Consider the following 12,213-nt stretch of genomic DNA (forward strand, 5'->3'; position numbering starts at 1 on the left):
CGGCGCCGGTCGGCATCACTGAGCCCGTCCGGCGTTTGAGGACGAGGCTGCTCAGGCCGGCAAGGGGGTTGGGGCGCAGCCCCCGAGGACGGCGCCCCTGCCCACCCGGACTCTCATTGATCGGAAGAGAAGCGGAGCGCCCCCGCCGGGATTTGCGCGTCGCACCACACCCGTACACCTTCGCGGAGTTCGTTGTCGGGGCCCACGACCGCGCCGTCGCCGATGACCGTGCCGGTGAGGACCGAGCGTTCGCCGACCCGGGCCCGGGTGCCGATGAGGGAGTCGGTGATGACGGCGCCGGGTTCGATGACCGCGCCGGGGAGGATCGTGCTGCCGAAGACCCGTGCGCCCTCCGCGACGAACGCGCCCTCACCCACCACCGTGCCGCCGGTCAGCTTCGCGTCCGGCGCCACCCGCGCCGTCGGCAGGACCAGCCGGTCACCGCAGCGGCCGGGGACAGCGGGGGACGGTGCCCGGCCCAGGACCAGGTCCGCCGAGCCGCGGACGAAGGCGGCGGGGGTGCCCAGGTCGAGCCAGTACGTGGAGTCCACCAGGCCCTGGAGGTGGGCTCCGGCAGAGAGGAGGTTCGGGAACGTCTCGCGTTCCACCGAGACGGGGCGGCCCACCGGGATCGTGTCGATGACCGAGCGGCGGAAGACGTACGCCCCCGCGTTGATCTGGTCGGTGACGATCTCCTCCGGCGTCTGCGGCTTCTCCAGGAAGGCGAGGACCCTGCCCGTCCCGTCCGTGGGGACCAGGCCGTAGGCGCGAGGGTCGGTCACCTTCGTCAGGTGCAGGGACACGTCCGCGCCCGTCGACTCGTGCGTGCGCACCAGCGCCCTGATGTCCAGGCCCGTCAGGATGTCGCCGTTGAACACCAGCACCGGGTCGTCGGGGCCCGAGTGGAGGTGCGCGGCCGCGTTGCGGATCGCTCCGCCCGTGCCGAGGGGCTCCTCCTCGGTGACGTACTCGATGTGCAGGCCGAGTGCGGCGCCGTCACCGAAGTACGGCTCGAACACCTCGGCCAGATAGCTCGTCGCCAGCACGATGTGCTCGACGCCCGCCGCTCTCGCCCGGGCCAACTGGTGTGTGAGGAACGGGACTCCGGCCGCCGGGACCATGGGCTTGGGAGTGTGCACCGTGAGCGGACGGAGCCGGGTGCCTTTGCCGCCGACCAGGAGGATCGCTTCTGTCACCTGTCGTCTCTGCTTCCTGCCGGGACCGGCCGAACTGTGTTTCGGCCGGCCAGTGTATGCAGACCGTGCGACGGCGCCCTCGATGGCCGCGCGGTGTTCCGCGACATCGGCATGCGGTTTCCCCCGACCGTCCCCGACGGCGATGCACGCGCGCCCCGGCCTCAGCGCCCCTGATAGCGCGCCGCGTCGGAACGGGCGGTGCCGAGCTTGGAGTAGAGCTGCTTTCCTGGGCACTCCGTGGCGAACCCGTCCCGATGGCCGGAGATCACGTTCAGTCGTACGTTCTTCCCCTTTGGGTAGAGATTGCCACCACCCGACGTCAGGTATGTCTTTCCGCGCGGATTGACCCCGTAGAGCCCGAGCTTCCACGCGGTGAGTTTGGCGATGGCCTTCACCGCTGCGGAGGCCGGCTTGGTCGAGCCGAAACTGCCGAGGACCGCGATGCCCATGGTGTTTGTGTTGAAACCGCGGGTGTGGGCGCCCATGACGGCCTTGGCCGCACCCCCGGCCCGGCCCTCGTAGATCTTTCCGCACTTGTCGACGAGGAAGTTGTAGCCGATGTCCCGCCAGCCCATGCTCTTGACGTGATAGCGGTAGATACTGCGAATGACGGACGGGGCCTGTGAGCAGGTGTACTTGTTGCCCGACGCGCTGTGGTGCACGAAGGCCGCCTTGATCTTCTTGGTGTAGACGAAGCCCCGTTCGCGCAGGCTCTCGTCCGCGCCCCAGCCGTGCCGCGTGACGATCCGCGGGCGCGGTCCGATGTACGGCTTCGCGCTCTGGGCCTGCGTCAGTTCGCCCGACCGCAGGGCCAGCAGTTCGATCTCGGTGTCCCGCCGGTTCAGGGCGGGGATCTCGGCGGCTCCCAGGCGGGTCAGCGCCAGGTCGGTGTTGACGGCGGAGGCGGCGATGTCACCCAGGTTGTCGGCGCGGGCGAGCTCGCCCGGGGGGACGTCGGTCTCCGGGGAGTCGGCCCGGGGTCCGGCGGCCGGACGGCCCACGGGCGACGGCCCCGTGCCGGGGTCGACGAGTTCCAGGCGCAGTCCCGAGGGGAGAGGGGGCCGGCCGGCGGCGGCCCCGTCGCGGCCGGTGCCCGCCACGACTTCGGCGTCCGCGCGCACGCGCACCTCCACACCGTCCGAGTCCCCCACCCACAGCGGTGCCGTCGCGCCGCGCACCCGGCCGGAGGTGCGCTCCGCCGTGCCCGGGTCGGCGCCGTGGTCCTCGTTGTGCGTCTCGACGTCCTGCCAGCCCGACCAGGCGCCGTCGCCCGCGTCTCGGGTGCGGACCTGGACCAGGCCGCGGAGTTCGGTGTCCGGGTTGTCCCAGACGACACCGACCAGGGAGAAGTGGCGTACGACCCGGCGGTACAGGCCCTGTTCGGGGGCCACACCGTGGACGCGGTCGCGGGTGAGAGGTACGAGCCGGAGCGACCGGGTGCTGCCGGAGACGGCCGGTGCGGCGGCCGTCTGCGCGGACGGTGCCGGTAGTCCCATGGGTGCGGCGGCAGCCGCGGGCAGTGTCGACGGGAGGGCGAGGGCGGCCGCGCAGGTGACACCGGCCGAGGAGACACCGATCGAGGAGGCGAGGAATCCATGCATGCCCCTCATCCTGGATATACCCATATAATCCTGTCTATTTGGAACTTGACGGGTCGTCGGGTTCCGTTCCTCCGAACCGGTGGCCCCGCCGCCCGGTGCGCGGCAGCCGTGCCGCGTACGCTTGCGCGGGTGAACGCCACCGATCGCACCCCTGCCGACCTGCTGCGTTCCGCGCTCGCCGCGGATCCCGGACGCCCCCTGGTGACCTTCTACGACGACGCCACGGGCGAACGCGTCGAACTGTCCGTGGCCACCTTCGCCAATTGGGTGGCCAAGACGGCGAATCTGCTCCAAGGCGATCTCGCCGCCGGACCCGGCGACCGGGTCGCGCTGCTGCTGCCCGCGCACTGGCAGACGGCGGTGTGGCTGCTGGCGTGTGCGTCGGTGGGCGCGATCGCGGACGTGGCCGGTGACCCGGCGGCGGCCGACGCCGTCGTGAGCGGGCCCGACTCGCTGGAGGCGGCACGCGCCTGCCGCGGGGAGCGGGTCGCCCTCGCGCTGCGGCCGCTGGGCGGGCGCTTCCCGCAGCCGCCGGAGGGCTTCGCCGACTACGCCGTCGAGGTGCCGAGCCAGGGCGACCGGTTCGCTCCGTTCGCGCCGGTGGACCCCGAGGCGCCGGCGCTGATCGTGGCCGGGGCGGAGTACACCGGGGCCGAGGTCGTGGACCGGGCCCGGACGGACGCGCCGTCGCTGGACCTGACCGGGCCCGGGTCCAGGCTGCTCTCGGGGCTGTCGTACGACACGTGGGAGGGACTGAGCGCGGGGCTGTACGCGCCGTTGGCCGTCGGCGGGTCCGTGGTGCTGTGCCGGCATCTGGAGCGGCTGGGCGAGGATGCGCTGGCCAAGCGGATCGAGAGCGAGCGGGTGACTGCGTCGCGTCACTGAGGGGGTGGCGGAGGTCGTGTGGCGGCTGCGGGTCCGTCGTGGCCGATCGCGCAGTTCCCCGCGCCCCTGAGGGAGCCACAGTCACCCGTACCGAACCAGGAACGGCCGCCGCACAACGGCCTCCGGACCCTCGTGGCCGATCGCGCAGTTCCCCGCGCCCCTGAGGGAGCCACAGTCACCCGTACCGAACCAGGAACGGCCGCCGCACAACGGCCTCCGGACCCTCGTGGCCGATCGCGCAGTTCCCCACGCCCCTGAAGGAGTCGCAGTCACCCGTATTGAAACAGGTACGGCCGCCGCACAACGGCCGACGGACCCTCGTGGCCGATCGGGCGGTTCCCCGCGCCCCTGAGGGAGCCACAGTCACCCGTACCGAACCAGGAACGGCCGCCGCACAACGGCCTCCGGACCCTCGTGGCCGGTCGCGCAGTTCCCCGCGCCCCTGAGGGAGCCACAGTCACCCGTACCGAACCAGGAACGGCCGCCGCACAACGGCCTCCGGACCCTCGTGGCCGGTCGGGCGGTTCCCCGCGCCCCTGAGGGAGTCGCAGTCACCCGTATGGAGTAGTACCGGCCGCCTCGGCGCCCCACCCCGGGCCATCGTCGTAAGAGCAGGACGACACGCTCGTACGCCATGAGGGGTGGCCCGCCCGTGACCGACACCGCAGGTACGCCTTCCTCGGGCACCCTCGGTCCCGGTACGGGTGCCTCCGCCACCGGCGACGGGCTCATACGCCGGCGCCGTCGGCGCTGGACGCAGGGTGCCGCACTGGGGGCCGCCTTCCTGGTGCTCGCGGCGGGCGGGGCCGGATGGGCCGTGTACGCGAAGCTCAGCGCCAACATCACGCCCGACGAGGCCGCCGCGGCCGAGCTGGCCCGCTACGAGCGGGAGCGGCCCACCCCGCTGGTGCGCGGCGCGCAGAACATCCTGCTGATCGGGTCCGACACCCGCTCGGGGGCGGGCAACCAAAAGTACGGGCGGGATCTGGGGACGGCGCGGTCCGACACCGCGATCCTGCTGCACCTGGCGGCCGACCGGAAGAGCGCCACCGCGGTGTCCCTCCCCCGCGACCTGATGGTGCGCGTGCCGAGCTGCCGGCGGGCGGACGGCAGCCGCAGCGAGCCCACCTGGGCGATGTTCAACTACGCCTTCGCCGTGGGCGGTTCCGCCTGCAGCATCCGCACCGTGGAGAACCTCACGGACATCCGGATCGACCATCACGTCGTCGTCGACTTCAGCGGGTTCAAGGAGATGGTCGACGCCGTCGACGGCGTGCAGGTGTGCCTGAAGAAGCCCATCAACGACAAGGCCGCCAAGCTGAAGCTGCCCGCCGGAAAGGTCACGCTCGACGGCGAGCAGGCGCTGGGCTATGTGCGGGCCCGCAAGTCGCTCGGCAACGGAAGCGACACCGACCGCATGGACCGCCAGCAACGCTTCCTCGGAGCGCTGGTCAACAAGGTGCGGAGCAACGACGTACTGCTGAATCCAGTGAAGCTCTACCCCGTGCTGGACGCGGCGACCTCGGCGCTCACCACCGACCCGGAGCTGGCCAGCTTGCGCGGTTTGTACCAATTGGTGCGCGGGCTGCGGAACATTCCCACCGAACATGTGCAGTTCCTGACCGTTCCACGCGAGTCGTATGTCCACGACTCCAATCGCGACCAGCTGATCGAGCCCGCGGCCGAGCGGCTCTTTGCGCGACTGCGCACCGACAAGCCGGTGACCGTTTCCTCGAAATCAGCAACGAAGAGTGGCAATTCGGACAGCAACGGCGACGAGAAGAGCGATCCCTCCGCCGAGCCCACATTCCGCGGGACCACGGCCGCCGAGAACACCTGCGGGTAAAACGTGCGCCAAGACGACGAACTTTTGTTCCGAAGAATGAGGCGGATTGCCCGGTTGTAGGGACGTGGAATTTGTCACCGGCGTCACCCAACGCTGAACTGGGCGGATAGTGTGAGCGATCCGGTGCACCACGCCGCGAGCTCCGTACTGGGGTCGTGCACTGATTGACCGAGACCCGAGCGCCTTGAGGGGGGAAGGCGCCGCGTGGCCCCAACGGAGGATTCGGACAACCGTGGACGCGCAAGGCCGTGGGCGGGCGGACAACATCGACCCCGCAGACCAGTGGGTACTCAATCCGAGCACCGGTGAATACGAACTGCGACTGAATAATTCCGCACCGCAATCGGCGGTCCCCGGCCCGCGTAGACCACGCGGCACTTCCGCCGGGGCGGCGCGCGGCCGGACACCCGCCCCGAGGCGCGAGGAGTCCGAGGCGAGCCGGGAAGTTCCGGCGCAGCGCAGGCGCCGGGGCGAGCCCGAGCCGCCGCCGGGGCGGCGCAACAGGCGGCCGGTGAAGAAGAAGTCGAAGGCGAAGAAGATACTGCTGTGGACCGGCGGGGCGATGGCCTTCGTCCTGGTCGCCGTATCGGCCGCCGCCTACCTCTACATCCAGCACCTCAACGACAACATCACCTCCGTCTCCGACGACGGCGCGAGCACCGGTGGCTTCAGCAAGGACAAGGCGATCAACATCCTGCTGATCGGCACCGACAAACGCACCGGCAAGGGCAACGAGGGCTACGGCGATGCGGGCAGCGTCGGCCACGCCGACACCAACATCCTGCTGCACCTGTCCAAGGACCGGTCGAACGCCACCGCGCTGAGCATCCCGCGCGACCTGATCGTGAACATCCCGGACTGCCCGACGAAGCAGCCCGACGGCTCCGAGAAGGTCATCCCGGGCACCGACAACGTCCGCTTCAACACCAGCCTCGGGCAGGACGGGCGGACGCCCAGCTGCACCGTGCGCACGGTGACGGCGCTGACCGGGATCAAGCCGGACAACTTCATGGTCGCCGACTTCAACGCGGTCAAGACGCTGACCGAGGCGGTCGGTGGGGTCGAGGTCTGCCTGGGCAAGAACATCAACGACCCGGACTCGCACCTGAAGCTGTCGAAGGGCACCCACAACATCTCGGGTGAGCAGGCGCTGGCCTTCGTCCGGACCCGGCACGCCGTCGGCTTCGGCGGTGACCTGAGCCGGATCGGGCTGCAGCAGCAGTTCCTCAGTGCGCTGATGCGCAAGCTCAGCTCCAATTCGACGCTCACCAGCCCGACGAAGATGCTGAAGCTCGCGGAGACCGGCACCAAGGCACTGACCGTCGACTCCCAGCTGGACACCATCGGCAAGCTGAAGGACCTCGGTCTTGAGCTGGGCAAGCTCAACCCGAAGAACCTGACCTTCACGACGGTGCCGGTCGTGGACAACCCGGCCGAGAAGGTGAAGGCGACCGTCGTCCTCAACAACTCGAAGGCCCCCGCGGTCTTCCAGGCGATCAAGGACGACATCTCCTTCAGTGACGTGAAGAAGAAGCAGAAGGCCGCCAAGGACGCCCAGGCCGCCCGGCTCAAGGGCACCAAGGCCGCCGCCTCCGAGGTGCGGGTGCGCATCCTCAACGGCGGGGCGGCGGCCGGCAGCGCGCAGGAGACCCTGCAGTGGCTGCAGAACGACGAGGGCGTGCTCAAGTCGGAGAACGCGGGCAACGCGCCGGCGGAGCTGAGCAGGACCACCCTCGAGTACGCTCCCGACCAGGCGGCCCAGGCGCGCAGGCTGGCCGCCATCATGGGTCTTTCCGGATCCGCGATGAAGCCCGGCAAGAGCGTGACCAACTCCCAGGGGCTGCCCGCGATGACTCTGACCCTGGGCAAGGACTTCAAGGGTGCGGGTGTGTCCCTCACCACTCCGGCAAAGGCGCCGGATGTTGATAAGTCCACGGCGGACAAGGTGACATGCGCCAAGTAGGTAACCCTACGGGTCCCTCGTGCGTCTAACCCGACGCGGGAGGGACCCGTTGTCAGGCGCAGGGTGGGGAGGGCAGGCAGTTGGCGCAGAGCAGTGTGCGGGGGGAGGTTCCTGCGGTGGAGGACACCATGTCGCTCACACCGAAGGAGCCGAGCACGGACGGTGGCGGACGGCACGGCGGAGGGCGGCGCAGAGGCGGTCCGGACGGCGGAGGGCCGCGGCGCAGACGGCGTGTGCTGCGCTGGTCGGCCACGGTCCTCGCGGTGGTGATACTCGGCACGGCCGGCGCCGGATACCTGTACTACCAGCACCTCAACGGCAACATCCGCAAGGGCCAGCGCAGCAGCGGCGACTCCAAGGCGCAGAAGACCGAGCCCAACGCGGCCGGCCAGACACCGCTGAACATCCTGCTGATCGGCTCCGACAGCCGTAACTCCGACGAGAACGTGAAGCTCGGCGGCAGCAAGGACAACCGCGGCAATCCGCCACTCGGCGACGTGCAGATGCTCATCCACCTCTCCGCGGACCGCAAGAGCGCCGCGATGGTCAGCATTCCGCGGGACACCCGGGTCGACATCCCCAAGTGCACGGACCCCGGCACCGGCAAGACGTACCCGGCGACCAACGGCATCATCAACGAGTCGCTGGCCCGTGGCGGCGCCGGCTGCACGCTGGCCACCTGGGAGAACCTCACCGGGGTCTACATCGACCACTGGATGACGATCGACTTCGCGGGTGTGGTGCGGATGGCCGACGCCATCGGCGGCGTCGAGGTCTGTGTGAAGCAGAACGTGTGGGACCACCCCACGGCCTCGGTACCGGGAGGTTCCGGCCTGAAGCTGACGGCGGGCACGCACAAGGTCAAGGGCAAGCAGGCCCTGCAGTGGCTGCGCACCCGGCACGCCTGGGGCAGTGACCTGATGCGGGCCCGGGCCCAGCACATGTACCTGAACTCGATGATCCGCACGCTGAAGGACCAGAACGTCTTCACCGACACCGGGCGGCTGACGGACCTGGCCGAGGCGGCAACGAAGTCCCTGCAGGTCTCCGAGGAGATCGGCACGGTCAAGAAGCTGTACGACCTGGGCATGGAGCTCAAGTCGGTGCCGACGGACCGCATCACCTCGGTGACGATGCCGAACGTCGCGGACCCGCAGAACGCCGACCACGTCGTGCCGGACGCCACCAACGCCGACAAGGTGTGGCAGATGCTCCGTGACGACGTGCCGCTCGACAAGAACGGCAAGGCGCCGGGCGCGAAGAAGAAGACCGGCTCGAGCAAGCCGGCCAAGACTCCCTCGGTCGACCCGGGCCGGCTCGGCGTGCAGGTGCAGAACGCCACCCGCACCTCCACCGAGCCGCCGGTCGGCCGGCGGGCGAGCGCGATCGCCCAGGTGCTCGCGGGCAAGGGCTTCACCAGGTCCGCGGCGGACACGACGGCGACGCTGTCCGCGGACAAGACGGTCGTGCAGTACCCGAGCGCGGATCTGGAGGGTGACGCCCAGGCCGTCGCCAAGTCGCTGGGGATTCCGCCGAGCGCGGTGAAGAAGTCGACCGCCGTGTCGGGTGTCACCGTCGTCGTCGGCGCCGACTGGCGTACGGGCTCGACGTACCCGAAGCAGTCTCCGCCGAAGGCCGGCGACCTGCCCAGCAACTCCGACGCCATCAACGGCTCGGACACCAAGCAGTGCATGGACGTCTACAAGGTCTACCAGTGGTAGTGCCTTTCGCGTAGATCACCCGGTGCCGGCGCCCGCCCCTGTCGCGGTGCGCCGGCACCGCAGTCCTCGTACGCACAGGTGACTCATACATGTCTGCAGAACAATGCGGCGTGCTCGGGCGCTGAAGCCCGGCACCGGTGGCAGGAGCGGGTGGGAGGGCAGGCAGTGGTGCGCAGCAGTGTGCGCGGGGAGGTGCCCCCGGTCGAAGCGCTCGACGTGGCCGAAGCGCACGACGCGGTCGAAGCGGCCGACGACGTGATGTCCCACGCACCGCGGGGCCAGGACGTGCCGGGCGGTGGCGGCCGGCACGGCGGCGGGCGGCGCGAAGCCGGCGGCAACGGTGCCCGCAGGCCGCGCGGACGGCGTGTGCTGCGCTGGACGGCAGTGGTCCTGGCGGTGGCGATCCTCGGCACGGCATGCGCCGGATACCTCTACTACCAGCACCTCAACGCCAACCTCAAGAAGGACCCGCTCAACATCGGCGACGCCAAGGACCGTGCGGCCGAGTCCAAGGCGAACGCGGCGGGCCAGAAGCCGCTGAACATCCTGCTCATCGGATCCGACGCGCGGAACACCACGGAGAACCAGAAACTCGGCGGCGCCAAGGACACGTTCAACACCGCGCCGCGCGCCGACGTCCAGATGCTGGTCCATGTCTCGGCGGACCGCACCGACATGTCGGTGATCAGCATGCCGCGCGACACACTGCTGCAGATCCCCAAGTGCACGGATCCCGACACCGGCAAGGTGTACGCGGCGAGCACCTCACTGGCCATGACGAACGACTCCCTGGGCCGCGGCGGCCCCGGCTGCACGGTGGCGACCTGGGAGAAGCTGACCGACATCCACATCGACCACTTCATGATGGTCGACTTCTCGGGTGTGGTGTCCATGGCGGACGCGATCGGCGGCGTCCCGGTCTGCGTGGACGCCGACATCTATTCGCACACCTCCTCCGGCCACGGCTCGGGCCTGAGGCTGAAGAAGGGCATCACCTCCGTCAAGGGCAAGCAGGCCCTGCAGTGGCTGCGCACGCGGTACGGCTTCGAGGACGGCAGCGACATCGCCCGTACCAAGGCCCAGCACATGTACATGAACTCGATGGTCCGCCGGCTGCGCGCCAACGCCACCCTCGGCAACCCCGACAAGCTGCGCAAAGTGGCCGAGACGGCCACGCAGGCGCTGACCGTGGACGAGGGGCTGGGGACCGTGGCGAAGCTCTACGACCTGAGCAGCGAGTTGAAGAAGGTCCCCACCGAGCGCATCACCATGACGACGATGCCGTGGGTGTACTCCTCGGACGGCAACCGGGTGCTGCCCAGGGCCACCGACGCGGCGAAGCTGTTCCGGCTGGTCCGCGAGGACATCGCACTGGACGGCAAGGACAAGAAGAAGAGCACGAAGACCAGGACGTCCACCGACCCCGCCGCGGCGGACGACCGGATCGCGGTGCAGGTGCAGAACGGCACGCAGAGCGGCACCGAGGCCGCGGTCACCGGCCGGGCGGGCACGATCGCCCAACTGCTGGTCGGCAAGGGCTTCGACCAGGCGGTCGCGGACACCTCCACGCTGCTGAGCGAGGACAAGACGGTCGTCCGCTACCCGAGCGCCGACCTGGAGGGGGACGCGCAGCGGGTCGCGAAGGCGCTCGGTGTCCCGAGCGGTCAGGTGAAGAAGTCCACGGATGTGTCCGGTGTCACGCTTGTGGTGGGCGCGGACTGGCGCTCGGGGACCAAGTACACCGCCGCGGAGGAGGACGACAGGACTCCGGAGTCGGCCAGTGCCCTCAACGGCGCGGACACCAAGGCGTGCATGCACGTCGACCCGGACTACACCTGGTAGTCCGGGCCGGAGCGGGTACGGCGCTGCTCAGTCGACGCTGAGCACGGCCGGCCGGCGCGACGCGATGACCCGCTGCGCCAGCGCCTTCGGGCTGGTCAAAAAGCCCCAGCCCCACGACATGTGCATAGTGGCGAGGGCGACGGGGATCTGCAGCCGGGCCTTCAGCGGCAGCCCCTTGCCCGCCGGCACCGACCCGGCGACGATCGCCGCGAGATAGCCGCCGGGGATCACGAAGCCCAGCGGGGTCAGGGCCGCGCCGACCACGATGCCCGCCACGATCGCGCACACGGCGGTCGGTGGGGCGAGGTAGCGCAGGTTGATGGAGCCCTCGTGGTAGCGGGCGACGACATGGCGCCAGCGGCCGTAGTCCTTGTACTGCTTGGCGAGCGCCTTCACGCTGGGCCGCGGCCGGTACGACACCTTCAGCTCCGGCGAGAACCAGATCAGCCCGCCGGCCTCGCGGATGCGGAAGTTCAGCTCCCAGTCCTGGGCGCGGATGAACTCCTCGTTGTAGCCGCCCTGCCGCTCGAGGGCCTCGCGCCGGAAGACGCCGAGGTAGACGGTCTCGGCCGGACCCGCCTCGCCACCCGTGTGGAAGGCCGCGTTGCCGACGCCGACCTTCGAGGTCATCGCGGCCGCGACGGCGTGCTCCCAGTCGTTCTCGCCCTCGGCGTGCATGATGCCGCCGACGTTCTGCGCGCCGGTCTCCTCCAGGAGCCGCACGGCGGTCGCGATGTAGTTCGGCGAGAGCATGCCGTGGCCGTCGACACGTACCACGATCGGGTGGCTGGAGGCCTTGATCGCCGCGTTGAGTGCGGCGGGCGTGCGGCCTGTCGGGTTCGGAACGGTGTGCACGCGCGGGTCTTCGCGAACGAGCTCGGCGGCGATCTCGTCCGTGCGGTCCGTGGACGGACCCAGGGCGATCACGACCTCCATCTCGCCGGCGTACTCCTGCGCGAGGATCGCTTGGACGGCCCCGCGCAGATGCCGCTCCTCGTCGAGGACGGGCATGATCACAGAAACGGCGGGGAGCCGCACGTCGGGCTTGGCGTTCATAGGGGGCTCACGTTACCGCGAACGGGGGACACCGTTGCGCGCCACCGGTCCGCTGCCTCGGGCCGGAGATCGTATGGGCCTACGGTGCTCAGGATCCCACGTA

At 70.0% G+C, this 12,213-nt stretch carries 8 protein-coding genes; 5 read left to right on the forward strand and 3 right to left on the reverse strand.

The genetic code is table 11. The features are described 5' to 3' along the window. Window positions 1-113: 113 nt before the first annotated feature. Both manB and Q8A52_RS03785 read right to left on the reverse strand, forming a co-directional pair. Window positions 114-1,196, reverse strand: coding sequence for a mannose-1-phosphate guanylyltransferase (gene manB / locus Q8A52_RS03780; protein ID WP_316748798.1), 1,083 nt, complete (start codon window positions 1,194-1,196; stop codon window positions 114-116). 161 nt (window positions 1,197-1,357) lie between these two features. Further along, window positions 1,358-2,797 carry a peptidoglycan recognition protein family protein gene (locus tag Q8A52_RS03785; protein WP_316748800.1) on the reverse strand — a complete coding sequence of 480 codons (1,440 nt, stop codon included), beginning with the start codon at window positions 2,795-2,797 and terminating at the stop codon, window positions 1,358-1,360. 129 nt (window positions 2,798-2,926) lie between these two features. Between Q8A52_RS03785 and Q8A52_RS03790 the strand changes: the two genes are divergently transcribed. The 5 genes from Q8A52_RS03790 (at window position 2,927) to Q8A52_RS03810 (ending at window position 11,054) form a co-directional block, all read left to right on the forward strand. Further along, entirely contained in the window at window positions 2,927-3,682 is a 756-nt protein-coding gene (locus tag Q8A52_RS03790) for a TIGR03089 family protein (protein ID WP_316748802.1), read from the forward strand. A 652-nt stretch (window positions 3,683-4,334) separates the two neighbouring features. Continuing rightward, window positions 4,335-5,528, forward strand: coding sequence for an LCP family protein (locus Q8A52_RS03795; RefSeq protein WP_316748804.1), 1,194 nt, complete (start codon window positions 4,335-4,337; stop codon window positions 5,526-5,528). A 232-nt stretch (window positions 5,529-5,760) separates the two neighbouring features. Further along, a complete protein-coding gene (locus Q8A52_RS03800; RefSeq protein WP_316748806.1) occupies window positions 5,761-7,491 on the forward strand; it encodes an LCP family protein in 1,731 nt (576 codons plus the stop codon). Between the two features lie 128 nt (window positions 7,492-7,619). Next, complete coding sequence (locus tag Q8A52_RS03805; protein ID WP_316748808.1) at window positions 7,620-9,212, forward strand: LCP family protein; 1,593 nt, start codon at window positions 7,620-7,622, stop codon at window positions 9,210-9,212. Between the two features lie 165 nt (window positions 9,213-9,377). Then, entirely contained in the window at window positions 9,378-11,054 is a 1,677-nt protein-coding gene (locus Q8A52_RS03810; RefSeq protein WP_316748810.1) for an LCP family protein, read from the forward strand. Between the two features lie 27 nt (window positions 11,055-11,081). Here the strand turns inward: Q8A52_RS03810 and Q8A52_RS03815 are convergent, their stop codons facing one another. After that, window positions 11,082-12,110, reverse strand: a complete 1,029-nt coding sequence (locus Q8A52_RS03815) for a glycosyltransferase family 2 protein (protein WP_316748812.1) — start codon at window positions 12,108-12,110, stop codon at window positions 11,082-11,084. Between the last annotated feature and the right edge of the window lie 103 nt (window positions 12,111-12,213).

The organism is Streptomyces herbicida (assembly GCF_032656585.1).
GTDB classification, from domain to species: domain Bacteria; phylum Actinomycetota; class Actinomycetes; order Streptomycetales; family Streptomycetaceae; genus Streptomyces; species Streptomyces herbicida.

Excerpts from the sequence above, each read along its gene's own strand:
- Q8A52_RS03815 (WP_316748812.1), bottom strand. The coding sequence starts at position 12,110 with ATGAACGCCAAGCCCGACGTGCGGCTCCCCGCCGTTTCTGTGATCATG.
- Q8A52_RS03785 (WP_316748800.1), bottom strand. The coding sequence starts at position 2,797 with ATGCATGGATTCCTCGCCTCCTCGATCGGTGTCTCCTCGGCCGGTGTC.
- Q8A52_RS03805 (WP_316748808.1), top strand. The coding sequence starts at position 7,620 with ATGTCGCTCACACCGAAGGAGCCGAGCACGGACGGTGGCGGACGGCAC.